The organism is Halolamina sediminis (assembly GCF_001282785.1).
Taxonomy (GTDB): Archaea; Halobacteriota; Halobacteria; order Halobacteriales; family Haloferacaceae; genus Halolamina; species Halolamina sediminis.
On record NZ_CVUA01000001.1, the window covers coordinates 1,519,734 to 1,546,727 of the forward strand.

Below are 26,994 nucleotides of genomic sequence, written 5' to 3' on the forward strand. Positions count from 1 at the left end.
GGCGATACTGATTAGTCGCTGACTGGTCAACGGGGAGCCGATGGCCGATCGCCCGCCACGGCGGTGGTGGCCGTGAACCGCCACGCCGCCGCGACCCTCCTGACGGCCGTACTGCTCGTGATCGCCGGCTGTAGCGCCCCGACCGCGAACCCCACGCCGAACACCGGGCCGGGAACGGCGTCGCCCACTGACCCCTCGTCGCCGACCGCGACGCCGACTGAACCGCCCACCGCGACGGCCACGTCCACCGACGCGCCGACGCCGACCGCCACGCCAACGCCGGCGGGCGGCGTGACGGTGTACGGCGACCTCTCGGTGAACGCGACGCTGGTCTGGGAGCACGTCGTGGCCTCGCTGGACGGCGAGTACGAGACGCCGATCGTCTCTGTCCGGGACACGTCGTTGCCGGCACAGGCCGGGTCGTTCGCCACGCAGTTGGGGCTCGACGAGGGGCTCGAACGCTTCGACGAGGGTCGGATCCGGGCGAGCTACTCGCGCCAGACCGGCAGGGTCAGGATCTCGCCGCGAAACGGCTCGACCGCACAGGTGACTCGCATCCTCGCCCACGAGTACGTCCACGCCGTCCAGTCCCAACGCTACAGATCGAACCGGTCGAGCCTCGTCGGGCAGGCTACCGAACGCGAGTCGTTCGGCATCCGGCGAGCGCTGGTCGAGGGGAGCGCCGTCTACGTCGAGGACGCGTACACCCGGCAGTTCTTGGGTTTCTCGGCGATCGAGCGACGCTGTGCGGAGTACCGGAACGGGACGGCTTACGAGCGGTACGCGGGCCAAGCGTACTGTTTCGGCGGGCAGTACTTCTCGTCGCAACTGGACTCCCCGAGCGAGCTGCTGTCGTCGAACGTCACGCTCCCGAACACGACCGAACAGCTGCTCCACCCCGGAACGAGCGACCCGCCCGCGAACCTCACCGTCGTCGACGAGACACCGGCCGACTGGTCCACGCCCGCGTCGTACCCGCGACGGGGCGAACTGTTCGTCCGGACGGTGCTTGGCACCGAACTCCCGGAGGACCGAGCCATCGAGGCCGCGGCCGGCTGGGGGAACGACCGAGTCGTCCGCGTGAGCCGCGACACCGAGGGGTACGTCTGGGTGCTGCGCTGGGATACAGCGGACGACGCTGCTGAGTTCGAGAACGCGTTCGCTGAGTACCTCGACGCTCCGGGGAACCGAACAGCCGACGGCTGGCGCGTCGACGACGACCGCTACCGACTCACGACCGTCGACGATCGAACGATCGCGGTCGTCACGGGGAACGAGACGTTCGTCGATTCGGTCTCGGTCACCGGTGAAGGCGGAAACGTGACGGTCGCAGGCGAGTCCTAGAACAGGCTCTCGCTCTCGGCGAGCACCTCGGCGGGCCCGCCGACCTCCCAGACCTGCGTCTCGACACCGGTCTCCGCGACTTTCTCCTCGACCACGTCGGCGTACTCCGCGGTCGTGTTCACGTACACCGACGCGCCGGTGTCCGTCGAGAAGTAGACGGGAACGCCCGTCTCCCGGAGCTCGCGGACGGCGTTGAACACGGCGATCGTCTCGGGCTTCCAGTACACCCAGCCCGCGGGGCCGGTCATCGTCGTCGCCGTCAGCGACAGCGAGTCGTGCTCGGCGGTGCCGAAGATGCGGTGGAAGTCGCCCTCACGCAGCGCGTCGCGCATCTCCACGAGCTGATCCTGCACGTGGGCGAGCCGGGCGTCGAACATGTGGCTCGCTTCGGCCTCCCGGTGGGCCTCCTCGGTCTCCTTGTAGGCGGGGACGAGCGCGGTGACGATCCGGAGATCCGCCTCGGGGTCGAACCCGTCCTCGCCTTCCCCCGTGTCGAGCCGGTGGGAACGGCAGTCCTCGTCGTTCAGCCCCGCAGAGAGGTCGGAGTAGGCGCCCGTGACCGCACGGGCCGCCGAGGAGGAGCCCCGGCGCGCGACCGTCGAGATCTCCGGGCGGGTGAGGTCGAGCCCGGCGGCCTCGGTGGCGGCCATCGCCAGCGCCGCGAAGCCGGAGGAGGAGGAGCCGAAGCCCACGTTCGAGGGGAAGGAGTTCTCACTCTCCATCCGGACCGCGTGGTCGATCCCCGCGAGTTCGCGCACGTGATCGAGCACGTGGCGGATGCGTTCGGCGCCGCGGCCGTCGACGCCCTCGCCGTCGATGATGTACGTGTCGTCGCCCGCGTCGGGCAGGAACTCGACGGTCGTGGTGGTGTTCGACGGCGCGGTACAGACGCTGATCGAGTCGTGGTACGGGAGGCGAAGCTCCGTATCGCGCATCCCGTGGTACTTCACGAGCCCCTGGATCGGGTGGGCTCGCGCGGTGGCCTTGAGCGGCATCTCTGTCGGCTTTGCTCGGCGAGCCGGGTTAGACGTGTCGGTGCGGGGGCGTCAGCTCCGGTAGACGTGGTAGCCCGCGCCCCAGACGGCCAGCAGCACGCCGATGACGAGCATCACGCCCGCGAGCTCCGCCTCGACGGGTACTTCGAGGTACGCCTGCAGGAGGTTCCCCGCGATCCGCGAGAGCCGTTCGAACGGCGGGAGGTAGGTCAGGATGGTCTTGTTCAGGAACCCGCTGACGACGATACACACGAGGTACCCCAACGAGTGGGCGGCGCCCGATTTAGCCGGCATGGGCCGTCCATCGTACTGCCTCCTCAAAAGTGTACGGCAGGCAGCACGATTGGCGCTACGCACAACTGTGAATACCTCCCCGGTTGAGCGTCCGCCCATGGTCGACCCACTCGTCGTCGGCGGCGTCGGCGCGACCGTCGTACTGCTCGCCTGCAGTGCTTTCTTCTCCAGTCCCGAGACCGCGATCTTCTCGTTGCCGACCGACCACGACGCGGTCCCCGGTGACGACCCGAACGAGCGGACGCTCACCGCGCTCCGGGAGGACCCTCACCGGCTACTGGTGACGCTATTGGTCGGGAACAACGTGGTCAACGTTGCGATTTCGAGCATCGTCACCGTGCTCGTGGCGCGGAGTCTCCCGCCGGGTCCCGCAGTCGTCGCCGCGACAGTAGTCACGAGTTCGCTCGTGCTCGTGTTCGGCGAGATCGTCCCCAAGGCGTACGGGCTCGGCAACGCCGCCGAGTGGTCGCTGACGGTCGCCCCGATCGTCGCGCTCGTCGAGCGACTCCTCTCGCCGCTCATCTCGCTGTTCGACTGGGTGACACGCGGGATCAACCGCGCCATCGAGGGTGAGAGCGACATCGAACGGCCGTACGTGGAGTAGGCTACCCGAGCGCGGCGTCCCCGCGCCGGGTGACAAGCAGCCGCACGCCGAGGTACGCACCGGCCCCGAGCACGATGTAGCCAGCGACGACGCCGTACGTCGTGAGCGACGCCGAGTTCACTGCCAGCCGTGCGATCGTGTTCGGCGGGCTTCCCGGTAACAGCGAGGCGGCGCCGAACAGCCCCAACACCCCTGTCGAGTAGAGGAACTGCGCGGCCCGACGCTCCGGCGAGAGCAGCGCGACCGCGGCGCCCAGCGCCGACACCGCGAGCGCGAACGCCGTCGTCAGCAGCAGGAGCGCCGGGAGGTTCGCGACGGGCGTGCCGTTGAGCGCGAGCAGCGCCATCCACAGCGCCGCCTGCGTGGGCGCGAGGAGTACCGACGCCAGCAGCTTGCCGTCGACGATGCCGGCGGGTGACAGCGGTGACACGCGTAGGAGTTCCATCGTCCCGCGGTCGATCTCCTCGGTCAGCGAGTCGACGGTGATCGAGCCGCCGATGAAGGCGGGGAGCAGCAGCAGGAGCGGCACCAGTACGGTGTAGCTGAACCCGTAGTACGGGCTACTCGCCGCCTCAGGCGGCAGCGAGAGCGGCGCAGTGCCGAGGTACTCGACGCGGCTCGCCCGCTGGTCGCGCTCGAACGCCCGCAGCGCGTCCCGGACCTGCACGACGGTCACCGTCGTGCGGACGTTCTCGTCGGGCACCGTCACCACCACCTCGACCCGGTTCTCGTCAGTGTGGCTCGCGAGGAACGTCGCGTCGACGCGGCCCTGACCGAACGCCTCCGCGGCCGCGTCGGGCGAGGCGTACTCGCGGGCGTCGACGCCCGGCTGGTCGTCGAGCGTCGCCAACAGCTCGTCAGCGGCGTCGCCGGACACCCCGGCGTCGACGCTCACGCCGCCGACGCCGCCGGGCTGGTACATCGACACGAGCCCGACTACGAGGAACGAGGAGAACGCGGCGACGAACAGTTGGATCAGCAGCGCGAGCACGATCGTCTTCTCGTCGGCCAACGAGCGCAGTTCCTTCCGGGCGAGCACGGCCCGCGGGTCACGCCAGAGCGATCGCAGTCGGCCACGGTCGCGCTGCTCGGCGCCGTCGTTCCCGTTCGCCGCGTCGCTGCCGGGTTCGGGACGGGGCTCAGACAACGGCGCTCACCACCGTGAGGTTGTAGCCGGCGTGGAGCAGCGTCGCCGCCCCGAGCGCGAGCAGGTACGCCCGTCGTCCACGTGCGGCGCCGGCAGCCGACACCGTCGCGGTGACGGCGTGCAGCAGTAGCGGCGCCAGAAACAGCGCGAGCAGCGCCAGCGGCCCGCTCCCCAGCGCACCGAGCCCGGTGCCGGCCGCGGAGAACGCCGCGCGGCCGAGCGTGAGTTCCGGTAGCCCGACCACCTGCACGACGGCGGTGAGCTTCTCGCCGACGAAGAAGCCCAGCCCCGAGAGTCCGCCGACGAGCAGCGTGACGCGCGTGGTCCCGGCGAACGTCCCAGTCCGGAAGCCGGCGTAGAGGTGGGCCGACTTCGCGACCTCCTCGATCCCGGCGATGGCGACCAGCAGCAGCGGGACGCTGACCGAGACCGGGAGCGCGAACAGCAGCGCGACGACCAGTAGCTCCGCGACGAACACGAACGGGATCACGAGAACAGAGAGTGTCGCCGCCGAGCGCGCGCCGGCCAGTCGGGCGTCGAGCGCGTCGAGCAGCTTCAGCGGCACCGACCGCTGGGTGAACATGTCCTCCTCGCGGTAGACACCAAGCCCGAGCAGGAACAGCGTCGCGCCGGCCAGAAGCGGCGGCCCCGTCGAGAACGCGAACTGCGCGGGGGTGACCGCGATTCCCTGCAGGTCCCGGACCACCACCGTCAGCGGCGAGATGAACGCGACCGGCGTGACGTTCGCGAAGATGGCGGGCACGAACGCGTAGGCGGTCAGGAACACAGACAGCGTCACGGTGACGAACGTGAGCTCCTTGAACGACCGGGCGAACATCCCGCCGACGAACGTACCCGCGAGATACAGCACCGCCAACGGGATCACCGCGAGCACCGAGGTTGCGCCGATCTCGCCGCCGCCGACGGCGAGCGCGACAACGATCGACAGCGCGATCGACGCGAGCAGGTACGGCAGCGTCTTCCCGGCCACCACGTCGCCGGGCTCGACGGGCGCGACCAGCAGGAGTTCCCCCCGGCGGCCGATCCGCTCGTCGAGAATCGTGCTGCCGTACGCCTGTGCGACGAAGTTCAGCGGTACGAGGAAGGCGAAGGCGAGAATCAGGGACGCGAAGGGGAACGGCGGCCGGATGTCGGCGGGCGACCCGCTCGCGGGGTCGGGAAACAGCGCGTCGCCGACGTTCGGGATCGCGAACCCGCCGCCGTCACCTCCGGCGTCGTCGGCAGGTGTCGCCGTCGCGGTTCCCGGCTCATCCGTCCCGTCGCCGCTCGACGTGGCGGTCTCGGTCGGCTCGTCGGGGTCGCCGCCGGAGATCCCGCCCGTCGGTGCCGTCGCTCGGTTGGCGTACTCAAGCGTCACGGCGACGGGGAACGCCGCCGACTCGTTCGCCCCCGCGCGCATCAGCCGGTCGTTCTGACTCCGCACCGCGCTCCGGAGCGCCGCGAGCGCTGCCTCCCCTTTCCCGGAGTCACGTGCCTCGAACTTGGCCGTGCGATCAGCGTGATCGGCGTCGACGATCCGGGCGTCCCATTCGTCACCCGGCGGGACTGGCTGCAACGACAGCGCCGCGGCGACCGGCTCGTGGTACGGGCTCTCCTCGTCGACCGCCACGCGGTAGAGGTCGGCGTCGAGCGCGACCCCGCCGGTGGCGGCTGTCGCGCCGCCGGCGCCGAGCGCAACGGCGACGGCCAGCAGGCCAAGCAGCGCCGTCCGTCGGTCGACGGTACCCACGGAGTGGGCGACCTCCCAGCGCGCGATCCGGGCGATCTTGCGGAGGCGTCGGCGCGGGTCGCGGACGCGTCGGTCGTCGTCGCCGGTCACCGTGACCCCTCACGTCCCCGTGACTCGGCGGTCCGCCCGCTCCGGCGGTGTTCGCTTCGCTTCCCGGTGAGTTCGAGGAACACGTCTTCGAGGCTCGGCTCGTCGGTGCGCACGTCGATCACTTCGCCGCCGGCTTCCTCCACTCGCTCGCGGACCGCGTCGGCAGCGTCGAGGCTCTCGACCTCGACGAGGTGGCGGTCGCCCGCGAGCTCGCTCTCGGGCAGTTCGACCGTGGCGGAGACGCGATAGGTTGTCTGCCCGTGGGCCTCCCGGATCTCCGCGACGCCGCCGCGGGCGATAATCGCCCCCTCGTTCATCACGATCACGCGGTCACAGAGGTCGGCGACGTGGTAGAGGTTGTGCGCGCTGAACACCACGGTCTTCCCGTCGTCGGCCAACTCCCGGACGAACTGGAGCACCTCGTGGGTCGTCAGCGGATCGAGTCCGGAGGCGGGCTCGTCGTACACCAGCACGTCGGGGTCGTTCACCAGCGAGCGCGCGATCGCGACTTTCCGCTTCATCCCCTTCGACACGTCGCCGAGCCGCCGGTCGCGGTGTTCGAGGTCGAGGCGGTCGAGCGTCGACTCGATGCGCTGTTCCGCAGTGTCGCCGGGCACGTCGTAGAGGTCCGCGAAGAAGGAGAGATACGACCGGGCGGTCATGTTCTCGTACAGCGGCGACTCTTCGGGGAGAAAGCCCAGCGCCCGGCGCATCTCGGGGTCGTCCACGTCGTACCCCGCGACGGTGGCCTCGCCGGCGGTCGGGTCGACCAGCCCGGCGAGCATCTTCAGCGTCGTCGTCTTCCCGGCGCCGTTGGGGCCGACGATACCGAAGATCTCGCCGGACTCGGCCGCGAACTCGCTGCCGGCGACGGCGACGAACTCGCCGTACCGCTTCTCGAGCCCGTCGGCACGGATCATGGACCGAACTGCTCCGTCGTCCCGGAAAAAGATCGGGGCCCGGCTATCGTTCGCGAGACTGCGGTCTCTCGAAGAAACGAAGCGAGAAACGGCATCGGCTCGCTCGGGTATCACGCGTGAGCGGGTCGGTACGGGTCGATCCGCAGTCGGATCAGAACAGGCCGACGTTGAGCGCGAGCGGCCAGTCGGCGCCGCCGAGCGCGAGGAAGCCGAGCGAGCCCCCCAGCAGCGCGGCGTTCTTCAGGAAGTGGGTCATCTCGCCCTGCGTGTCCTCGGCGTTCCAGAAGTCGTGGATCGTCGGCGTCGCGACGACGAAGAACGTCGCGAGTGCGCCCGCCGCGAGTACGGGGTAGGCGCCGGCGGCGATGCCGAGCCCGCCGAGGATCAGCATCAGCCCGGAGGCGATCACGCCGAACGCCGGCGCGGGGATGTTCTTCGCGCCGGCGTACCCCGTCATCGTCTCGAGGTTCATGAAGTGGTTCAGCCCCATGAACGCGAGCACGAGGCCGAAGACGAGGCGGGCGACGAGGAAAATCGTCCCCGCGGCGCCGTCGAACGCGGCGGCCTGCAGCAGGCTCATCGGCCCTTCTCCGTCGGTGCGGTCGTCGGCGATTCGCTGTGTGAGTGTGGTTGCGCCACGTCACCTGCTACGAGTGCGAACCACTTGAGGGCTCGCGAACCCCGTCGTCACCCGGTTACAGCGGTGTTATCGGCCGGTACGGGCGCCGGTCGTTACCGCCACGGGACCGAGAGGTGGACGTGGAACAGGCGCTCACAGTCGGTCTCCCCACAGACGGGACACTCAGACGGCTCGGAATCCGCCGAGTCGCCATCGACGAGATCCGACTCCGCAGCGCTCGCTCCGGCTACCCCCGCAGCGGCGACGATCCGGCTACCCGCGTCCCGGAGCGCGTAGCCGCCGTCGACCTCGCGGACGAAGTACTCACGGAGCGTCGAGAGGTGGTAGTTGAACCGCCCGGGGTCGCGAACGTCCGCGCGCCGACGGAGTTCAGAGAACGCCAGTGGCTCCTCGGCCTCCGCGAGCGTCCGGAGGATCGCGATCCGCGTCTCGTCGCCCAGCACCGCCAGCGCGTCGGTCGGATCCACTTCCTGCACGCGCTTCCCTACCGCCCGATCGGGCTTCAAACTACGGCCGACGTGTCAGCCAGCGTACTGAACTGCGGTTCTCCGAGCGTTCACAATCCCGGTGGCCGACACCCCGACCGTGTCCCGACTGGATGCGCTTCGCAGCCAGTTCGCCCTCCCGGCGAACCGTTCGTTCCGCCGGCTGTTGGCGGGCAGAGCGACGAGCTTCCTCGGTGACGGGCTGTTCACCGTCGCTGTGATGTGGCTCGTGTTCGAACTGACCGGGTCGACGACGTACACCGGGCTCGCCGGCTTCCTGCTCCGGGCGCCGAACGCGCTGAAGGTGTTCGCCGGGCCGCTGGTCGACCGCTCGCGGCTGGGTCGTGTGCTCGTCGGCTCCGAACTGCTCGGTGCGGCGCTGGCGCTACTCGTCCCGCTGGCGGCGCTCTCCGGCGAACTCTCGGTCTGGATCGTCCTCGGTGTGCTCCCGTTCATGGCGCTGACCGAACTGTTCGCCGCGCCCGCCCAGACCGCCGCACTCCCCCGAATCGTCGACCGAGAGTCGCTGGTCCGGGCCAACAGCGCGTTCTCCGTCGTCACGAGCGCGGTCGACGCCGGCGCGCAGGCGCTTGGCGGCGCGCTCGTCGCCGCGGTCGGCGCGGTCGCGCTGTACGCCGTCGACGCCGCCACCTACGCGGTCGCCGCCGTGGTGTTCCTCGGCGTGTCGATCCCGGCAGCCGAGGGGGCGGACGACGAGTCGGATCCGCTCGACCTCGCAACCTACCGCCGCGAACTCCGCGAGGGGATCGCCGTCCTCACGGGCTCGGTGCTGGGGCTGATGCTGCTCGCGAGCCTGCTCGCGAACTTCCTCACGAGCGCGGCCTTCGCGGTGCTCCCGGCGTACGCCGCGGCGATCTCGGGGGCGGCGGGGTACGGGCTCCTGCTCGGCGCGACGACGGCCGGCGCCATCGTCGGCTCCCTGCTCGCGCCGGGCGTCGAGGACCGGCCGCTGGGGGTGACGAACGCGGTCGGCCTCACTCTCGCCGGCGGGCTCTGGATCGCCGGCGTCGAACTGGGGGGCGTCGCCGTGACCGCGGCGCTGTTCGCGGCGTCGCGCGTCCCGATCGGCGTCTACAACGTCGGCGTACAGGCGACGATGCAGACCGGCGTGCCCGAGGACCGGCTCGGCCGGGTGACCGCGACGGTCAGCAGCCTGAGCAACGTCGTCGGGCCGTTCGGGCTCTTACTCGGCGGCGTCGCCGGAGACGCGGTCGGCGCGACAGCGGTGCTGCTCGGCGGCGGTGTCGGTATCGCCGCGACCGGACTGCTCTGGGGAGCGCTCCCCTCGCTCCGGCGGTTCGGCGCGCCGACGGCAGTTCGGCCGGGGGCGTTCGGCTGATCGATCGGAACGACGGCGAACCCCGACGCTTAAACAGGGGGGCCTGCTACGCTGCCGCCAATGAAGTTCTGCGACGACTGTGGATCGATGATGAAAGCCGAGGGCGACGAGTGGGTGTGTGGCAGCTGTGGCGCCACCGAGGCCCGGAACGAGGCCGAGGAGTCCGGGATGACCACCCAGCAGGATCAGGAGGAGAGCGACATCGTCGACATGTCCGACGTGGACGAGGAGGCGCTGGGGCCGACGACGGAGATCCGCTGCCCCGAGTGTGGCCACGACCGCGCGAGCTACGAGATGAAGCAGATCCGGGCGGCCGACGAGTCCGAGACGCGCTTCTTCACCTGTACGGAGTGCGGCCACAAGTGGCGCGAGGACGACCACTGAAAACGCGGCAGAACGTTTTTCCCCGAAAACCGACGCTGTCAGTGACTACTCCGTCCGAGCAAAAGTGAGATAGCCCGTGTGCCCGACGCCGGCCGTCGACGGCCGCGTGCCGCGGTCGCCCACGTCCATCCGGCGCTGGATCGTCTCGAACGTCCGAATGTCGGTGAGGCTGTCCGAGGCAGCCTCGACGGTCTCGCGGATCGACTCCACGAACGGCGAGTACACCGCGACGAACCCGCCGGTCGTCAGGAGTTCGGGCGCGCGCTCGACCACGGCCGCCGAGTCACCGGTGTCGAGCGTGAGCACGTCGAAGGGGCCCTCCGAGACGAGTTCGTCGAGCTGTTCGGTCACGTCGCCGGCCCGAACCTCGACGCGGTCGGCGACGCCGCCGAGTTCCATGTTCTCGCGGGCGATCTCCGCGAACTCCGGGTCGGTCTCGTACGTCGTCACCTCGGCGCCGGCGCGGGCGAGATACGCCGCGAGCACGCCCGTCCCGGTGCCCGCGTCGAGCACGCGGTCGCCGCCGCCGGCGCCGGTGTGGCCCATCACGAGCCCGGCGTCGCGGGGCATCATCGGCGCGCCGGTACGCTCGAAGTGCTCGAACAGGTCCGGGCCACGGAGCTTCTGGACGGAGAACGACTCGCCCAAGTGTGTCTCCAGTTCGTCGCCGTGACTCACGTCCTCGGGGACGTCGAGCACGCCGAGGTCGGTCTGGAGCTCATCGCCGGGACGGCGTACGTACTCGCGGTCCTCGTGAACGAGCAGAAACGCACCCACAGGACTACTCCAGCTGGTCGACGGCCGCCGCGAGGTCACCGTCGTTCTCCTCGAGAACCTCCCGCGCGGTTGACTCCGTGACGCCCGCTCGCTGGGCGACGATCTCCACGTCGGCGTCGGGAATCCCGCCGTCGTCGTCGTCGGACTCCTCCTCGCCGCTCTCGATCGCCTCGGCGTCGCCGGCGCCCGTCTCGCGGACGTTGGGCTCACCGACGATCTGGTAGGTCTCCTGGCCCTGGGCGTCCATCTTGGTGACCTGCGCCCCGTCGAAGTAGAGCTCCTCGTCACCAGTCCGGATGATCACTTCCTCGGCGTCGAGCTCCTCGACATCGATCCCCATCTGCTTCATCATCTGTTGCATCTTGCGCGGGTTGAGTCCGCCGCCTCCAAACATGGTCGTGAGTCGGTGGGGCGGCGTCAAAAGCGTGGCGAAGCCCCCGCTATCCCCGATAGCGTCGTGGTCCGGCGAAGCAGGCTTTAGGTCCCCGCCGATACTCGACCCGATATGTACCTCGCCGAGCAGACGTGGCCCGACCTCGCGACGGCCGACACCGGCCCCGTCGCGTTCGTGCCGCTGGGTTCGACCGAACAGCACGGCCCGCACCTCCCGCTCTCGACCGATCACGTCATCGCGGAGGGGCTGGCCCGCGCGGCCGCCGACCGAACCGGCTTCCTCTGTACGCCGACCGTCAATATCGGTGTCAGCGACCACCACCGGCAGTTCCACGGGACGATGTGGGTGTCGCCGTCGTCGTTTCGCGATTACGTCGAGGACTTCACCAGGAACCTCGCGTACCACGGGATCGACCGCGTGGTGTTCGTGAACGCCCACGGCGGGAACGAACAGCACCTCCAGGAGGTCGGCCGCCGCGTGCGCGCCGACGAGACCGCGTTCGCGACGCCGTGGATGTGGGACGAGTCGATCCCCGGGCTCGTGAACGAAGTGTTCGAGACCAACGGCCCCCACGCCGGCCCGAAGGAGACCTCGATGCTGCTGCATCTCGCCCCCGAGACGGTGAAGGAGGGGGAGTTCGAGAACGCCCGCGACGGCGGGCTACAGGATCTCGGGAGCGCCGGCCACAACCGCCACGGCGCCCGCGTCCACTACGACACGATCGAGAACTCCGGCAACGGCGCGTTCGGCGACCCGACCGACGCCAGCGCCGAGAAGGGCGAACGGATCTTCGAGGCGGCCTGTGACGAACTGATCCAGTTGGCCGAGTGGCTAGCCGACCAGCGCTTCGTGGACCTGATGCCCCGCGAGCACGTCGACGCGGGGAGCACGACCGACGTTTAGCGCTCGGCGACCCGCGTACTCAGACAGATTCCCGACCCCACCGGGAGGACGAACGACTCGAACGCCGGGTCGGCCCGGACGTGTTCGACGTAGTTCGCGATCCCCTCGGTGCCGTCGCTGGCGTCGTCGGGCAGCGGCTCGCCGTCGGCGAAATAGGCCGTCAGCGCGTCGAGGTCGATCGGGCCGCGGGTCATGTTGTCCGCGACGATCACGCCGCCCTCGGGGACCTTCTCCCTCGCTTTGTCGAACCCCTGGTCGTAGCGGGGCTTGTCGTGGTCGATCAGCACCACGTCGAACGGGCCGTCGTAGGCGTCGACGGTCTCCAGCGCGTCGCCGTGTTCGAACTGCGCGCGGTCGGCGTCGCCGGCGCGGTCGAGGAACGTCCGGGCCATCGCGAGTTCGTCCTCGTCGATCTCGGTGAGCACGACCTCGTCGGCGCCGCCGTCGAGGAACCACGAGGCGCTGTAGCCGTAGCCCGAGCCGAACTCGAACACGCGCTCGGCGTCGGTCAGGCGCGCGAGCATGCGCAGGACTGCGCCCGCGTCGGGCCCGATGATCGGGAACCCGTTCTCGTCGGCGTAGTCGGCCATCTCCGACTGGATTTCGCTGTGGCTCGCACCCGTGGCACGGACGTATCGTTCGACGGTTTCGAGGTCCATAGAGGCCGGTTCGCCGGGCGAGAAGTAAGCGTTTGGCCCGGCGAACCCGGCTGCGGCGTCGGCGCGAACCGCTGCGACGGCCCGATCAGACTAGCGGTCGGGCGAGGTAGCCGCCCAGCAGCAGCAGCACGACCGAGAACGTCGCCGCGACGCGGATCAGCGTCTGGTTCTCGCGGCCGGCGGTTTGGATCTTCCCATCACTGAGAGAGTCCTGAATCTTGCCGATCGAGGCCTCGAGCAGGCCGGTGACGATCAGCCAGAGGGCGAGCATCCCGAGGACTGCGTGGCCCATGCTCGAACTGAACAGCGCGCCGTCGGGGTAGCCCGTCGCCGCCATGTGGCCGCCAGTGACGACGAACACGACGGCCCCGATGCGGGTCAGCCAGCGCAGCCCGGTCGTGATCGACATCGCCGAGGTGACGCCGATGTCGCCATCGGAGAGCAGCGGGTGGATCCGCCACGCGTAGAACACGGTCGTTCCGGCCCAGATCCCGGCGAACAGCACGTGCAGCATACTGAACGCGGTGTCGATGATTGCCATGTCCATGGGCTCGTTCTGGGAGCCGATAAAGGCGGGTGACTCCGGATCCTCGATGGGGCGCCGGCGTCTCCCCACCCTTAAGTCCGAACCGCCCCCAGTTCGGGGCATGTTCGACGACGAGGACCTCGCGGAGATTCGCGAGGGGAAGGAGTCCTGGAAGGAGGAGACCTACGGCCCGACCGTCGAGCGCTTCGGCGAGCGCAAGGAGGATTTCACCACTGACACCGGCGGGCAGGCGGTCAAGCCACTGTACACGCCCGACGACATCGCCGACAAGGACTACGAAGAGGAGATCGGCTTCCCGGGCGAGGAGCCGTACACCCGCGGCGTCTACTCGACGATGCACCGCGGCCGGCTCTGGACGATGCGGCAGTACGCCGGGATGGGGACCGCCTCCGAAACTAACGAGCGGTTCCACTACCTGCTCGATCAGGGCCAGACCGGGCTCTCGATGGCCTTTGACCTGCCGACGCAGATGGGCCACGACTCCGACGCCGCCATGGCCCAGGGCGAGGTCGGGCGTTCGGGGGTCGCGATCGACTCGATCGAGGACATGAAGACGGTGTTCGACGGCATCCCGCTGGACGAGGTGTCGACCTCGATGACGATCAACGCGCCCGCGAGCGTGCTGCTGGCGCTGTACATCGCCGTCGGCGACGAGCAGGGCGTCGACCGCGAGGAGCTCCGGGGCACCATCCAGAACGACATTCTCAAAGAGTACGCCGCGCGGAACACGTACATCTACCCGCCGGAGTCGTCGATGCGGCTGATCACGGACATCTTCGAGTTCTGTGCCGAGGAGACGCCGAAGTTCAACACGATCTCCATCTCGGGCTACCACATCCGCGAGGCCGGCTCGACGGCGGCACAGGAGGTCGCGTTCACGCTCGGCAACGGGATCGAGTACGTCGAGGCGGCCATCGACGCCGGCCTCGACGTCGACGAGTTCGCCCCCCAGCTCAGCTTCTTCTTCAACGCTCACAACAACATCTTCGAGGAGGCCGCGAAGTTCCGCGCCGCCCGGCGGATGTGGGCCCAGATCATGGAGGAGCGCTTCGACGCGGAGAACCCCAAGTCGAAACAGCTGAAGTTCCACACCCAGACCGGCGGCTCGACGCTGACCGCCCAACAGATCGAGAACAACGTCGTCCGCGTCTCCTATCAGGCGCTCGCCGCGGTCCTCGGCGGGACCCAGAGCCTCCACACCAACGGGAAGGACGAGGCGCTCGCGCTGCCCACGGAGGAGTCGGTCCGGACTGCGCTCCGGACCCAGCAGATCCTCGCCCACGAGTCCGGCGCCGCCGACACGATCGACCCGCTGGCGGGGAGCTACTACGTCGAGAGCCTCACCGACGACATCGAGGAGGAGGCGTTCGAGATCATGGACGAGGTCGACGAGCGCGGCGGGATGCGCGGCGCGATCGAGGAGCAGTGGGTCCAGCGGCAGATTCAGGACGTCGCGTTCGACCGACAGGAGGAGATCGAGGAGGGCGAACGCGTCATCGTCGGCGTCAACGAGTTCGAGGTCGAGGACGCCGAGCCCGAGATGGATCTGGAGTCCGTCGACGAGGAGGACGAGCAGCGACAGATCGAGCAGTTGGAGGAGCTCCGCGAGCGGCGCGACGACGACGCCGTCGAGGCGGCGTTGGACGATCTCGCGGCGGCCGCCGAGGGCGAGGAGAACGTGATGCCGTACATCGTCGACGCCGTGAAAGCGAAAGCGACGGTCGGCGAGGTCTGTAACGTGTTCCGCGACGTGTTTGGGGAGTACCAGCAGGGCGTCTCGGTCTGAGCGTCGGTCGAAAAGGGGAGTAGGGTGGGGAGCGGGCGAGTGATCGATCCGCATCGACCACCCGCCTCGTGTCGGGGGCTGCCTTCGTCAGCGGGGATCCGCTGACAGACAAACGAACGGGCGACGGATATTTGACAGTAACGGAGGCTACGATAGGCGTTTTACCGATCCAGTTCCAGTCGGGCGGTTTCCGAGCCGGGCTACTCCAGTTTCACGGCCGTCCCGTAGGCCAGCATCTCCGCGCCCGTGCCGGCGATCTCGGAGGTCTCGAAGCGCATCGAGACCACCGCGTCGGCGCCCATCGCCTCGGCCTCCTCGATCATGCGCTCCTCGGCCTGCTCGCGGGAGTCCGACAGTAGTTCGGTGTACGCCTTCATCTCGCCGCCGATCAGGTTCCGCAGGCTCTGGGTGAAGTCCCGACCGACGTTGCGGGCCCTGACGGTGTTCCCGCGGACCGTGCCCAGCGTCTCCGCGATCTCCTCGCCCGCGATCGTCTCGGTGGTGGAGGTCTGCATGACTGAACGTTCGTTCTGCCGGGGCATAATCGTGTCGCCGGCCGCGCCACACGACCTCGTTGCCGACGACCCACGCTTTTGCCCCACGCGCTCCCACCCACGCCCATGGAGTTCGACCATGCGGGCGTCGCGACCGACGACGCCGCCGAGACCGCCGCGCTGTTCGGCGACCTGCTGGGCGCCGAGACCGTCCACGAGGAGACCGACGAGGAACGCGGGATGCGCTTCGTCTTCCTCGATCTGGGCAACGGCTACATCGAAGTGATCGAACCGCTCGACGACACGAGCACGATCGCCGACTACGTCGCCGAGGACGGCCCGGGGCTCCACCACGTCGCGTTTGCGACCGACGACGCGGCCGCGGCGCTCGCTCACGCCCGCGACCTGGGCGTCGAGACCATCGACGACGAGCCCCGGCCGGGGGCGTGGGGCCACGATATCGCGTTCCTCCATCCCCGGGATACCACGGGGGTATTGGTGGAGTTCGTGGAGCATTGATCGCTATATAGCGGTTGGATTGCGTAATTATGGATATATTCTCTACATGGCCAATTGATTTATGCAGGCTCGGCCGACACACCGACCCGTATGCGACGACGGGCACTCCTGAAGATGGCGGCGGCCGGTGCACTGCTCGGGAGCGTCGGCGTGAGCACGAGCACGAGCGCGCTCGCGGCGACGGGGACGATCGACTCGCTGGTGTTCGACTCGACGGCGAGCCAACTGAACGCCGACGGCGAGCCGCTGACCGACGACTCGCTGGTGGCGGTCTGGGCAGCCGAGACGGCGACCAACGTCGACGAGGACGGCAACGGCGACGCCGTGGTCTACCCCGACGACGGCGACATCCCGCTGGTCAGCAGCGACGGCGGCGTGGTCGGCTTCGGCGCGCCGATCGTCGACAACGGCTCGGCGTTCGGCTTCGGCAACGAGGAGTTCGTGCTGAACGTCCTCGACGCCGAGGCCGACGGGTCGGCGGTGGCGTTCGACGACGGCCACGGACAGTTCTACGACAGCGGCAGCTTCTCCCAGTTCAGTAGCTACGCCGAGGACAACGGGTACGAGGTCGACGCGACGGCGGACCTCGCGGGGGCGCTCCCCGACGCCGACGCGGCGATCGTCACCTCGCCCTCGGTCGCGTTCACGGACGATGAACTCGACGCGCTCGCGACGTTCGTCGACGATGGCGGCGCGCTGCTGCTGTTCGATCAGTCCGACTTCAGCAACTACGATGCGACGGACAACCTCAACGAGATCGCGTCGGCGCTCGATCTGGGCTTCCGGTTCAACGACGATCAGGTGATCGACGAGGAGAACAACGACGGCATCGGGTTCGTCCCGACGACCGACCGATTCAACGCCGACGCGTTCGACTACTTCGCCGACCGACCGGGGATCGCCCCGCCGGAGCTGGAGAAGGGCCAGCAGTACGAGGTGGACGTGATCGACGTGGCCGACGGCGACACCGCCGACGTGCGGTTCCCCAACGGCTGGGTCGATACGGTCCGGATCCTCGGGATCGATACGCCCGAGACGGGCGAGACGGACGAGAACCTCGCCGAGTGGGAGGGGCTGAGCGACGAGGCGTACCTCAAGGCTCGGGGCGACGCCGCGAGCGCGTTCGCGTGGGAGAAACTCGGCGACGAGACCGTCTCGATCCGCTTCGACGACGAGGAGCCGCTACGGGGCGACTTCGGCCGGCTCCTCGCGTACGTCGACGTGGACCAAGACGGCGACGGGAGCTACGAGTACCCCTACAACCGCGCCGCGGTCCGCGAGGGGTACGCTCGGGTCTACGACTCCGGCTTCGGCCAGCACGACAGCTTTCTGCAGGAGGAGTTCGCCGCCCGCGACGAGGGGCTGCGCCTCTGGGCGGAGAGCCACCCCGACGCCTCGGAGACGATCCGCAACGGCGAGGTGACGCAGTTGTTCGCGCCGTACGCCGCCAGCGTTCGGACGGCCGACGGGGCGATCGACTCGAAGCGCGTGCCCGTCGCGGCGTCGTCGACCGCGACCCAGCAGGACGCCGACCTGACGTACGACGGCGACGTGCCGCTCGTAGGGATCGACCAGCACGCCCGCGTCGCGATGGCGGGGTCGGCGCTCGTCGACGAGCAGTTCGAGGACGAGGAGTACCCCGACGTGAGCGAGTACGGCAACTACGCGTTCCTCACCAGCCTGCTCGATCGGCTCGCCGACCGCGAGGGCGACGTGCTGATCGACGGCGGCCACGGGCAGTTCGGGGCCGACCGCTCGATCGGCGCGGAGGACGCCGCCGACTACCTGCGCTACCTCGAAGGCGTCGACCTCGGCTTCGAGCAGGTGAACGACCTCACCGGCGGCCTGCTGGAACGTGGCCGCGCGATCCTGATCTCCGCACCCGCAGAGCCGTTCGCCGACGAGGAGATTACTGCGCTGCAGGAGTTCGTCGCCGACGGCGGCGGCGTCGTCCTGCTGGGCGGCGACGTGCCCGCCGAGCACCGCGAGAACCTCGACGCCGTCGCCGAGGGGCTGGCGACGGATCTCCGGCTCGGCAGCGGCTACGTCGTCGACGAGGAGTCGAACCTCGCTGACGACGCCACTCTCCCGACTACGGCGAACTTCGACGACTGGTACCGCCTGTTCGGCGGCTACGACGCCGACACGAACTACAAAGGCCCGCGCGCCGGCCCCGGCGTGCCGGGCAAGAGCGGTAAGGGGCCCGGGAAGGGCAAAGGCAACGGGAAGAGCAAGGGCCACGGCGACTGATCGATTCACCTTTTTTGCTGCCGACCGGGCGTGTCGCTCGGTTCGGTGACGGACGCGGCCACGGAACAGGCCTCGACCACGGATGAGGGGCGAACCGCCGGCCGGCGGGATGTGCCAAGAGGGAAGTATCAGCAGTCCTCTTCGATGAGCATGCACGACTGGCTGGCCCACCGGGCGCGGAGCACGCCCGACCGGGAGGCCCTCGTCAACGCGAGTTCGGGCAACGCGTGGACGTACGCGACGCTCGACGAGACCGTCGAGGAGATGGCGGGGCGGCTCGCCGCGCTGGGGGTCGCCGAGGGGGACCACCTCGCGGCGGCGATGGAGACCGGCGTCGAGGAGGTCTGCCTGATCCACGCCGCGATGCGGCTCGGCGCGGTGCTGGTGCCGCTCCCACCGGAGTTCACGCCGCCGGAGCTGGCCGAGCGTTTCGACCGCGCCGACGTGGATGCGGTCGTCTGTGACGCCGACACGGAGTCGCAGGTCCGCGGCGCCGTCGAGGGCGCGGAGCCATGGCTCCCCGTGTTCACCATCGACGAGGCCGAGTGGAACGACGCGACGCCGCTCTCGGACGCCGAGCCCGGGGCGTTCACCCCGTCGACGTGGGAGCGCGAGAACACCCAACTGCTGCTGTTCACGTCGGGGACGACCGGCGAGGCCAAGGCGGTGCAGCTGACGACGGGGAACCTCCTGTCGAGCGCCACCGCCAGCGCGTTCCGGCTGGGGATCGACCCCACGGACCGCTGGCTCGTCCCGCTTTCGCTGCACCACATGGGCGGGATCGCCCCCGTCCTCCGATCGACGCTGTACGGGACGACGGTGATCGTCCGGGAGTCGTTCGACCCGGGCGGCACCGTCGACGACCTGCGCGAGTACGACGCCACCTGTATCTCGCTGGTGCCGACGATGCTGCGCCGGATGCTCGAGTCGCGCGGCACGCTCCCGGACAGCCTGCGGTTCGTGCTCGTCGGGGGCGCACCCTGCCCGGAGGAGCTGATCGGGCGCTGCCGGGACTACTCAGTGCCGATCTGCCCGACGTACGGGATGACCGAGACTGCCTCGCAGGTCGCGACCGCGCGCCACGAGGAGGCGTACGACCACCCCGACACCGTCGGCCGGCCGCTGCTCTGGACCGACGTGACCGTCGTCGACTCCGCGGGCAGCCCGGTCGAGCCCGGCGAGTCGGGCGAGCTGGTGGTCCGTGGGCCGACGGTGACGCCCGGCTACTACGACGACCCCGCGGCGACCGGCGAGGCGATCGGCGCCCACGGCCTCCACACCGGCGACGTGGGGTATCGCGACGAGAACGGGCGGCTGTACGTGCTGAACCGGCTGGACGACCGCATCCTCACCGGCGGCGAGAACGTCGACCCCGGCGAGGTCGTCGAGGCGGTCCGGACCCACGCGGCCGTCGATGACGCCGCCGTCGTGGGGCTGGACGACCCCGAGTGGGGTGAAGAGGTCGCCGCGCTGCTCGTCCCGGCCGGCGAGGGCGTGGATATCGACGACCTCGAAGCCCACCTTCGCGAGCGCCTCGCCGGCTTCAAGCTCCCGCGAACGATCGGGATCGCCGAGGAACTCCCCCGAACCGTCTCCGGTACCGTCGAACGCGACGCCGTCCGGGAGCGACTGCGCGAGGAGGACGTGGCGTCGATCGGTCGCGACCAGCCGAGCGCCCGTGCTGCCAGCGACGCCGAGAGCGTCCGTGCGGTCGCTCGCGATGCGGCCGAGGACGAACCGGCCGAACTCCCGGAGGGCGAGTCGCCGTCGGATGGGGAAACTGACGACTCTGACCGAACCACCGACAAGGAGCCCGTGCTGGATCGGGAGCCGGCCGCCGCAGGGGAGAGCGCGACCGAGGACGCCGGCGCGGCTCGTGCGCCCCTCGACGACGATCGGGATGGAGACAGCGCGCTCGACGTGGGCGACGCCGCGGACGAAACACGACTGGGCGGCGCCGCACTCTCGTCGTCGCACGACGCCGCTGACGCCCCGAGCGACCGACTCACTGGCGGTGCAGTCGGTTCCGACGACGAGGAGTCGATAGCCGACGACCGCGAACACGGGACGGACGACGGCGGAGTCCCACTCGCCGCCGACACGGAGGATCGCGATTCCGAGGAGGACGGGGCCGATGCCGCGGACGGGGAGCCCGAAGGTGAGGGAACCGACGGGGGTGACGCCAGAGTCGACGACACCGAGGAACCAGCGTCGGACGACGCGTAGCCGGAAACGGTGGACCACGGGGGGCCAGTTCTGGGTGGCTTTTTGCCCGCTCGCGCCCATCGTTAGGTATGGATCTGCTCGACGAGGGGATCGTCCCCGAGCACGCACGCGAGGCGAAAGCCGAGGCCAGAGCGTTCGCGGAGGACGAGATCATGCCCGTCGCCGCCGAGAAGTTCGACGCCGGCGAGTACCCGTGGGACGTGCTGGAGGCCGGGATGGACGCCGGGCTCGTCGCCGCCGATCTGCCCGAGGAGCTGGGCGGGCGGGGGTTCGACATCCAGCAGATCCTCGCGATCGCCGAGGAGTTCTACCGCGCCGACGCGGGGATCGGGCTGACGCTGATGCTCGCCTCCTTCGGCTGTGAGCTGGTCGAACAGTACGGCAGCGAGGCCCAACACGAGGAGTACCTCCGGCCGGTCGCCCAGAACGACCAGATATCCGGGCTCGCCGTCTCCGAGCCCGACACCGGCTCCGACCTCGCGGGGATGAGCACCAGCGCCGAGAAGGAGGGCGACGAGTGGGTGCTCAACGGCGAGAAGTACTGGGTCGGCAACGCCGTCGAGGCCGACTGGCTCACCGTCTACGCCAAGACCGGCGACCGCGACGACCGCTACGGCAACTACTCGCTGTTCATCGTCCCGACGGACGCCCCGGGGTACGAGGCCGAACACATCCCCGAGAAGATGGGGATGCGCGCCTCCAAGCAGGGCCACATCGTCTTCGACGACTGTCGGATCCCCGAGGAGAACCTCGTCGGCACCGAGGGCGGCGGCTTCTACGCGCTGGCGGACTTCTTCAACCACGGCCGCGTCGTCGTCGGCGGCCACGGGCTGGGGATCGCCGCCGCCGCGATCGAAGAGGCCGAGGCGTTCGTCCACGAGCGCGAAGGGTTCGGTCGCAACATCAACGAGTTCCAGTCGGTTCAGCACATCCTCGCGGACATGCAGACGGAGTTCCGCGCGGCCCGCGCGCTGAACTGGCAGGCCGCCGAGAAGGTGAAGAACCACGACAACCCCGGCTACTGGGCGGCGATGGCCAAGACCAAGTCGACCGAGGTCGCCGTCGACGTGGCCGAGCGTGGGATGCAGCTCCACGGCGGCCGCTCGATCTTCACGGACCGCCGGATCGCCCGGGCGTACCGCGACGCCCGCATCCCCGTGATCTACGAGGGGGCCAACGAGATCCAGCGGAATCTGATCTACCGACAGACGCCGCGGTAGGCCTCACCCGCCGCTTCTCATACGCCGAGCTCGCCCTGCACGATCTCGATCCCGTCCTCCACGGCTGCCATCGTCACCGAACGGTCGCGCTCGACGGAGAACAGACAGCCCTGTTTCGGCCCGTCGGCGACCCTGACCACCCACGAGCGTTCGAACGTCCGGACGACCGCTTCCAGGCTCCCCAGCCGGAACGACGACTCGACGGCCGGCGCGTCGAGCTGGTGGACGATGGTGTTGTCGACGAGCGTCCTGATCTCGTCGTCGCTGTACTGTGCGGCCACGTCGTCCCGGAGGGAGTGATCGAACTCCCCGCTGTCGTACCTGATCACCCCACGGAGTGCGGTCCCGAGCCGATCCGCGAGGGCGGCGTGGATCGTCCCGGCGTCGATATCCCCCATAGCGCCGACTGTTGCCGTAGGGGCAAAAAGCTCCGTATCCCCGGCGCGGCCCGGAGAAAGAACTACGGTGGTTCCCACGTCCCGTAGGGCATGGACAGGCTCACCGGCGGCGAGGCAGTCGTCGCACAGCTCGAATGCGAGGGTGTCGACGTGGCCTTCGGGATCCCGGGCGTTCACACGCTGGAGATCTACGACGCGCTGCTCGACAGCGGGATCGACCACGTCACTACCCGGCACGAGCAGGGCGCGGGGTTCGGCGCCGACGGCTACGCGCGGGCGACCGGCCGCGTCGGCGTCTGCTTCGTCATCACCGGCCCCGGGCTCACCAACGTCGCGACCGCGGTGGGGCAGGCGTACTCCGACTCCTCGCCGATGCTGGTGCTCTCCACGACGAACGCGACCAACGAGGCCGACCGCGGGAAGGGCCACCTTCACGAGCTCAAAGACCAGCGGGGCGTGATGGAGTCGATCGCCGCCGAGAGCTACCACGTCGACCGCGTCGCTGACGTGCCGGAGACGATCGCCGACGCGTTCGACTACCTCGACCGACACCGACCCCGTCCCGTTCACGTCCAGATCCCGACGGACGTGCTCGAACGCGCGGAGCCGGTCGAACTGATCGACCGCACCCCCACCGAGCCGCCGGGGCCGGACGCCGAGCGCATCGACGAGGCGGCCGGGATGCTCGCCGATGCGGAGCGTCCCCTGCTCGTCGTCGGTGGTGGCACCGTCGACGCCGCCGACTCGGTGCGCGCGTTCGTCGAGGAGGCCGATATTCCCGTGATCACTACGGCCGCGGGGAAAGGCGTCGTCCCCGCGGAGCACGACTGCTGTGTCGCGACGGCGCTGGGCCACGAGCCCGCGGCCGAGTTCGTCGCAAGCCGCGATCTCGTGCTCGCGGTCGGGACGGAGCTGAGCGCACAGGACTCGGGCGACACTCCGTTCCCCGACGAACTGATCCACGTCGACATCGACCCGACGGATATCGGGAACAACCACGAGACTGCGCTGGGAATCGTCGGCGACGCGGGCGAAACGCTCGACGCGCTCACCGAACGGGCGAGCGAGCGCGGCCTCTCCTTCGACGGCCCGACCGAGGCCGCCGACGCGGGGCCGGATCCACTCTCGATCGGCGACGAGGACGACCGACTCCACCTGCTTGCGGTGCTGCGGGAGGCGCTCGACGACGACGCGGTGGTCGTCAACGACATGACGAAGGTGAGCTACGCCGCGCGGACGCGGTTCCCGACCGGCGCGCCGCGGTCGTTCCTGTTCCCCCGCGGGTTCGGCACGCTGGGGTTCAGCCCGCCCGCGGCGTTCGGTGCCGCGATCGGCAGCGATCGACAGGTGGTGTCGCTGGTCGGCGACGGCGGCTCGCTGTTCACGATCGGCGACCTCGCGACCGCGGTGCAGTACGAGCTCGGCGTGCCGATCGTTCTCTGTAACGACGACTCCTACGACATCCTCGAGGACGTCCAGCGCCGGGACTACGGGCGGACGATGGCCACCGACATCGAGAACCCCGACTTCGTCGAGATGGCGGAGAGTTTCGGCGCCGCCGCACGGCGGATCGAGTTCGGCGACGTGGCCGACGAGCTGCCCGGCGCGCTCGCGGCGGCGTTCGACCGCGATCGGCCGACGCTGATCGAGGTGCCCGTAGAGTTCTGACAACGCTGAAGAGCCCCCGGCCGCATGGGCACCTATGCGACTGCAGGAGTACTGGGGCGTCGGCCCGAAGACGGCCGAACTGCTCGAAACCGAGTTGGGCGTCGAGCGCGCCGTTCGCGCCATCGAGTCCGCGGACGTGAGCACGCTCGTCGACGCGGGGCTCCCGCGCGGCCGGGCGACGCGCATCCTCCGGCGGGCCACGGGCGCGGCCGGGCTGGACACGCTGGGCACCGGCGACGCCCGCGACGTGTACGGCGACCTGCTCGAACTGGCCGCGGGCGAGGCACTGACCGGCGGCGCCGCTGACCGGATCCGCGTGCTCACGCCGCTGGCGAGCCACGAGGCCGCCGACGAACGGCTGGACCGCATCGATCAGGCACGCGAGGTGTGGACCGACCTCGGCGAGGACGACCGGGAACGCGTGATCGGGGCGTTCGCGAGCTACGACGAGGCCGGCGGCGGCCGTCGCGCGGCCGTCGATGCCGCGCTGGAACTCCGTCGCGCGGGCACGAACGAGAGCGGCCCGTTCGACCGGCTGGCCGAACTGGACGCCGACGCGCTCGAAGCCGCCGTCGACGCGCTGGCGGCTGTCGAGGGCGAATTCGGCGACGGCGACGAGCCACTGTCGGTCGGGGCGGGCGCCGACGAGCGCCTCGACGAGCTCCGGACCCAGCTCGCCGCCGCGAGGCGGCTGGACGACGCCGCGCTCGACGTGTTGGAGACCGTCCGCGGGCAGGGCGTCCGGTCGCTGGAGGCGTTCCAGAGCGCGGTGATCTCCTACGTCGCCGAGGAGACCGGCGTGACCGCGAGCGAAGTCCGGTCGGTCGCGCCCGACGAGGCCCGCGACGAGACGGATTTCGTCTCCGCGACGCTTCGTGCGCTGGTCGGCGACCTGGAGGGGCAGGTCGCGGATCGCGAGGCGACCGTGGCGGCCGATCTCCGGGAGACGTTGGACGACGCCGGCGAGGGGATCGAGGCCGCGGTCGACGCGGTCGACGAACTCGCCTTCGACCTCTCGCTCGCGCGCTTCGCCGCGAGCCACGACCTCACGCGGCCGACGCTGGTCGAGGACGGGCTCGCAGTTCGGGGCGCACGAAACCTCTTCATCGACGGCGACGTCCAGCCGGTCACCTACGGCGTCGGGACGCACTCCGTCGACGGCGGCCGAGACGCGACGGGCGAAGCGGCGCCCGACCCGCCCTCTGGCGACCGTGTGACGGTGCTAACGGGGGCGAACTCCGGCGGGAAGACGACGCTGCTGGAGACGCTCTGTGGCGTGGCGCTGTTGGCGGCGATGGGGCTGCCCGTCCCAGCCGAGCGCGCGGAGGTCGGGCGGTTCGACACGGTCGTGTTCCACCGCCGCCACGCCTCGTTCAACGCGGGCGTACTGGAGTCGACGCTGCGCTCGGTCGTGCCGCCGCTGACTGGCGAAGGGCGAGCGCTGATGCTGGTCGACGAGTTCGAGGCGATCACCGAGCCCGGCCGGGCGGCTGACCTGCTGAACGGGCTGGTCGACCTGACCGTCGACCGCGGCGCGCTGGGCGTGTTCGTCACCCACCTCGCGGAGGATCTCTCGCCGCTGCCCGATACCGCCCGCATCGACGGCATCTTCGCCGAGGGGCTGACCGACGACCTCGGCCTGCGCGTCGACTACCAGCCCCGGTTCGGCACCGTCGGGCGCTCGACGCCGGAGTTCATCGTCTCGCGGCTGGTCGCGAACGCCGGCGACCGCGACGAGCGCGCGGCGTTCCGCTCGCTGGCGGCCGCGGTGGGAGAGGAGGCGGTCCAGCGGACGCTGTCGGACGCGGAGTGGCAGGGTTAGCGCCGGAGCAGCACCAGCGCGAGCCCGCCGCCGCCGAGTACGATCGCGGCGCTGACGAGCAGCCCGGTCACGTCGCCGCCCCCGGTGGGCGCGTCGGTCGGCGTCGCCGAGTCGGTCGCCGTCGGCTCGGCCTCGGAGACGAACAGCGTCCCCGTGTCGGTGGTGCCGTCCGCGCCACCGGCCGCGACTTCGAGGCTGTACTCGCCCGCGTCGAGTGCGGCGGGGACAGTGCCCTCAGAGTTGACAGTGATCTCGTCGCCGCTGGAGACGCTGACGGTCTCGCCCTCGCGGCCGGCGAGCTCGGTGTCGAAGTAGACGGTTGCGGTGCCGTCGCCGTCGGCGTCACGGACCTGCAGATCGAGCTCGTAGCCCGCGCGCTCGCTGCCGACGGTGACGTCGGCGGTGTCGGTTCCGTCGAACCGGAGTTCGATCCCGGCCACGTCACCGCGGAGGGTGTCGACCACCGACTCCGTCAGTTCGACGGTCGGCCCGTCCTCGGAGTCGTTCGAGGCGGGCGTCTCCGTCGTCGTCTGTTCGGGAATCGGCGTCGGCGTGTCGCTGGGCGGCGTCTCCGCGCAGTCGCCGTCGCACAGGATTACCTCACCGTCCGCGTTGGCCGAGTGTGTCCCGTCCTCGGTGCTGGCTTCGACGCTGAACGTCGCCCCTGCGTCGAGGAACGAGAAGTTGAACGCGGTCGCCCACGTGCCGTCCTCGGTCACGACCGCGGTCGAGGTGCGGAAGAACCGCGGCTGGGTGTCGCCGGTCGACTGGAGGGAGACGACGATCTCGGTCCCGGTCGGCTCCGCGGCGGTGCCGGAGACGACCTGCGTGCTGCCGTTGGCGACCGTCACCGCGTCGCCCTCGTAGTCGATGGTGACGTCGTCGTCGGGTTCGGGTGTTGGCTCGACGCAGTCGCCGTCACAGGCGACGATCTCGCCGGTCGCGTTGGCCGTCGAATCGCCCGCCTCGACGGTCACGTTGAACGTCCCGCCGGCGGTCTGCTCCGAGAAGTCGAACGTGGCGCTCCACGTGCCGTTCCCGTCGACGGTCGGGGACTTGGTCTTGAGAAACTTCGGCTGGGTGTCGCCAGTCGCGCGGGTCCGGACCTCGACGGACTCGCCCTCGGCCACGTCGGCCGTGCCGGAGATCGTCTGGGCGCTGCCGTTCGCGACGGTGACCGACTCGCCCTCGTAGTCGATGCTGACACCGTCTGTCGTCTGCGTGGCGGTAGCGGCCGGTGCGGCGAGCGTCGGTAGTAGCACCGAGAGCGCCACGAGGCCGGCGAGGGCAACGGCACGGCGCTGTCCGTTCATCGGTC

The 26,994-nt window shown here is 69.9% G+C and carries 26 protein-coding genes; 12 read left to right on the plus strand and 14 right to left on the minus strand.

Features of this window, described 5'->3' with window-relative positions; all coding sequences use genetic code 11:
- Positions 1–72: 72 nt before the first annotated feature.
- A complete protein-coding gene (locus BN1959_RS07645; RefSeq protein ID WP_154018247.1) occupies positions 73–1,344 on the plus strand; it encodes a hypothetical protein in 1,272 nt (423 codons plus the stop codon).
- On the opposite strand, the gene mvaD is transcribed toward BN1959_RS07645, so the two are convergent.
- Together mvaD and BN1959_RS07655 are read right to left on the minus strand one after the other, a co-directional pair.
- Positions 1,341–2,339 (minus strand): phosphomevalonate decarboxylase MvaD, encoded by a 999-nt coding sequence (gene mvaD / locus BN1959_RS07650; RefSeq protein WP_053948092.1) that lies wholly within the window; start codon positions 2,337–2,339, stop codon positions 1,341–1,343. The genes BN1959_RS07645 and mvaD overlap by 4 nt on opposite strands.
- A 51-nt stretch (positions 2,340–2,390) precedes the next feature.
- Positions 2,391–2,633, minus strand: a complete 243-nt coding sequence (locus tag BN1959_RS07655) for a hypothetical protein (protein WP_053948093.1) — start codon at positions 2,631–2,633, stop codon at positions 2,391–2,393.
- Positions 2,634–2,730: 97 nt separating this feature from the next.
- On the opposite strand from BN1959_RS07655, the gene BN1959_RS07660 reads away from it, so the two are divergent.
- Entirely contained in the window at positions 2,731–3,237 is a 507-nt protein-coding gene (locus tag BN1959_RS07660) for a DUF21 domain-containing protein (protein WP_053948094.1), read from the plus strand.
- A 1-nt stretch (position 3,238) separates the two neighbouring features.
- Here the strand turns inward: BN1959_RS07660 and BN1959_RS07665 are convergent, their stop codons facing one another.
- The 5 genes from BN1959_RS07665 to BN1959_RS07685 all read right to left on the minus strand — a co-directional run bounded on the left by BN1959_RS07665 (position 3,239) and on the right by BN1959_RS07685 (position 8,260).
- A complete protein-coding gene (locus BN1959_RS07665; RefSeq protein WP_053949348.1) occupies positions 3,239–4,306 on the minus strand; it encodes an ABC transporter permease in 1,068 nt (355 codons plus the stop codon).
- A 70-nt stretch (positions 4,307–4,376) separates the two neighbouring features.
- Positions 4,377–6,224 (minus strand): ABC transporter permease, encoded by a 1,848-nt coding sequence (locus tag BN1959_RS07670; RefSeq protein ID WP_053948095.1) that lies wholly within the window; start codon positions 6,222–6,224, stop codon positions 4,377–4,379.
- A complete protein-coding gene (locus tag BN1959_RS07675) occupies positions 6,221–7,144 on the minus strand; it encodes an ABC transporter ATP-binding protein (protein ID WP_079978634.1) in 924 nt (307 codons plus the stop codon). The genes BN1959_RS07670 and BN1959_RS07675 overlap by 4 nt, the downstream gene beginning before the upstream one ends.
- A 151-nt stretch (positions 7,145–7,295) precedes the next feature.
- A complete protein-coding gene (locus BN1959_RS07680; RefSeq protein ID WP_053948096.1) occupies positions 7,296–7,724 on the minus strand; it encodes a DoxX family protein in 429 nt (142 codons plus the stop codon).
- A 152-nt stretch (positions 7,725–7,876) separates the two neighbouring features.
- The gene (locus BN1959_RS07685) at positions 7,877–8,260 is read right to left on the minus strand and encodes a DUF7347 domain-containing protein (protein ID WP_053948097.1); all 384 of its coding nucleotides are present in this window, start codon (positions 8,258–8,260) and stop codon (positions 7,877–7,879) included.
- A gap of 109 nt (positions 8,261–8,369) precedes the next feature.
- On the opposite strand from BN1959_RS07685, the gene BN1959_RS07690 reads away from it, so the two are divergent.
- Positions 8,370–9,629 (plus strand): MFS transporter, encoded by a 1,260-nt coding sequence (locus BN1959_RS07690; protein WP_161803744.1) that lies wholly within the window; start codon positions 8,370–8,372, stop codon positions 9,627–9,629.
- Positions 9,630–9,689: 60 nt separating this feature from the next.
- Positions 9,690–10,013, plus strand: coding sequence for a transcription factor S (locus tag BN1959_RS07695; protein WP_053948099.1), 324 nt, complete (start codon positions 9,690–9,692; stop codon positions 10,011–10,013).
- A gap of 45 nt (positions 10,014–10,058) precedes the next feature.
- Here BN1959_RS07695 and BN1959_RS07700 read toward each other — a convergent pair whose 3' ends face one another.
- The gene (locus BN1959_RS07700; protein ID WP_053948100.1) at positions 10,059–10,790 is read right to left on the minus strand and encodes a tRNA (adenine-N1)-methyltransferase; all 732 of its coding nucleotides are present in this window, start codon (positions 10,788–10,790) and stop codon (positions 10,059–10,061) included.
- Between the two features lie 4 nt (positions 10,791–10,794).
- On the minus strand, positions 10,795–11,184 hold the full coding sequence (locus tag BN1959_RS07705) for a nascent polypeptide-associated complex protein (RefSeq protein ID WP_053948101.1): 390 nt from the start codon (positions 11,182–11,184) through the stop codon (positions 10,795–10,797).
- Between the two features lie 111 nt (positions 11,185–11,295).
- Between BN1959_RS07705 and BN1959_RS07710 the strand changes: the two genes are divergently transcribed.
- Positions 11,296–12,087, plus strand: a complete 792-nt coding sequence (locus tag BN1959_RS07710) for a creatininase family protein (RefSeq protein ID WP_053948102.1) — start codon at positions 11,296–11,298, stop codon at positions 12,085–12,087.
- Here BN1959_RS07710 and BN1959_RS07715 read toward each other — a convergent pair.
- Together BN1959_RS07715 and BN1959_RS07720 are read right to left on the minus strand one after the other, a co-directional pair.
- The gene (locus tag BN1959_RS07715; protein WP_053948103.1) at positions 12,084–12,746 is read right to left on the minus strand and encodes an O-methyltransferase; all 663 of its coding nucleotides are present in this window, start codon (positions 12,744–12,746) and stop codon (positions 12,084–12,086) included. The genes BN1959_RS07710 and BN1959_RS07715 overlap by 4 nt on opposite strands.
- A gap of 85 nt (positions 12,747–12,831) precedes the next feature.
- Positions 12,832–13,287: a hypothetical protein gene (locus tag BN1959_RS07720; RefSeq protein WP_053948104.1), complete on the minus strand. Its 456-nt coding sequence runs from the start codon at positions 13,285–13,287 to the stop codon at positions 12,832–12,834.
- Between the two features lie 106 nt (positions 13,288–13,393).
- On the opposite strand from BN1959_RS07720, the gene BN1959_RS07725 reads away from it, so the two are divergent.
- The gene (locus BN1959_RS07725; protein WP_053948105.1) at positions 13,394–15,079 is read left to right on the plus strand and encodes an acyl-CoA mutase large subunit family protein; all 1,686 of its coding nucleotides are present in this window, start codon (positions 13,394–13,396) and stop codon (positions 15,077–15,079) included.
- A gap of 200 nt (positions 15,080–15,279) precedes the next feature.
- Here the strand turns inward: BN1959_RS07725 and BN1959_RS07730 are convergent, their stop codons facing one another.
- A complete protein-coding gene (locus tag BN1959_RS07730; RefSeq protein ID WP_053948106.1) occupies positions 15,280–15,594 on the minus strand; it encodes a YbjQ family protein in 315 nt (104 codons plus the stop codon).
- Positions 15,595–15,699: 105 nt separating this feature from the next.
- Between BN1959_RS07730 and mce the strand changes: the two genes are divergently transcribed.
- From mce to BN1959_RS07750, 4 genes are all read left to right on the plus strand, one after another.
- Complete coding sequence (mce, locus tag BN1959_RS07735; RefSeq protein WP_053948107.1) at positions 15,700–16,092, plus strand: methylmalonyl-CoA epimerase; 393 nt, start codon at positions 15,700–15,702, stop codon at positions 16,090–16,092.
- A 90-nt stretch (positions 16,093–16,182) separates the two neighbouring features.
- Complete coding sequence (locus BN1959_RS07740; RefSeq protein ID WP_053948108.1) at positions 16,183–18,342, plus strand: DUF4350 domain-containing protein; 2,160 nt, start codon at positions 16,183–16,185, stop codon at positions 18,340–18,342.
- 150 nt (positions 18,343–18,492) lie between these two features.
- Positions 18,493–20,568 (plus strand): AMP-binding protein, encoded by a 2,076-nt coding sequence (locus BN1959_RS07745; protein WP_079978636.1) that lies wholly within the window; start codon positions 18,493–18,495, stop codon positions 20,566–20,568.
- A gap of 68 nt (positions 20,569–20,636) precedes the next feature.
- Positions 20,637–21,788 carry an acyl-CoA dehydrogenase family protein gene (locus tag BN1959_RS07750; RefSeq protein ID WP_053948109.1) on the plus strand — a complete coding sequence of 384 codons (1,152 nt, stop codon included), beginning with the start codon at positions 20,637–20,639 and terminating at the stop codon, positions 21,786–21,788.
- Positions 21,789–21,805: 17 nt separating this feature from the next.
- On the opposite strand, the gene BN1959_RS07755 is transcribed toward BN1959_RS07750, so the two are convergent.
- Positions 21,806–22,186, minus strand: coding sequence for a hypothetical protein (locus BN1959_RS07755; RefSeq protein WP_053948110.1), 381 nt, complete (start codon positions 22,184–22,186; stop codon positions 21,806–21,808).
- A gap of 90 nt (positions 22,187–22,276) precedes the next feature.
- Between BN1959_RS07755 and BN1959_RS07760 the strand changes: the two genes are divergently transcribed.
- Together BN1959_RS07760 and BN1959_RS07765 are read left to right on the plus strand one after the other, a co-directional pair.
- A complete protein-coding gene (locus BN1959_RS07760; RefSeq protein WP_053948111.1) occupies positions 22,277–23,854 on the plus strand; it encodes a thiamine pyrophosphate-binding protein in 1,578 nt (525 codons plus the stop codon).
- Positions 23,855–23,888: 34 nt separating this feature from the next.
- A complete protein-coding gene (locus tag BN1959_RS07765) occupies positions 23,889–25,676 on the plus strand; it encodes a DNA mismatch repair protein (RefSeq protein WP_053948112.1) in 1,788 nt (595 codons plus the stop codon).
- On the opposite strand, the gene BN1959_RS07770 is transcribed toward BN1959_RS07765, so the two are convergent.
- Positions 25,673–26,989: a BGTF surface domain-containing protein gene (locus tag BN1959_RS07770; protein WP_053948113.1), complete on the minus strand. Its 1,317-nt coding sequence runs from the start codon at positions 26,987–26,989 to the stop codon at positions 25,673–25,675. The genes BN1959_RS07765 and BN1959_RS07770 overlap by 4 nt on opposite strands.
- Positions 26,990–26,994: the final 5 nt, after the last annotated feature.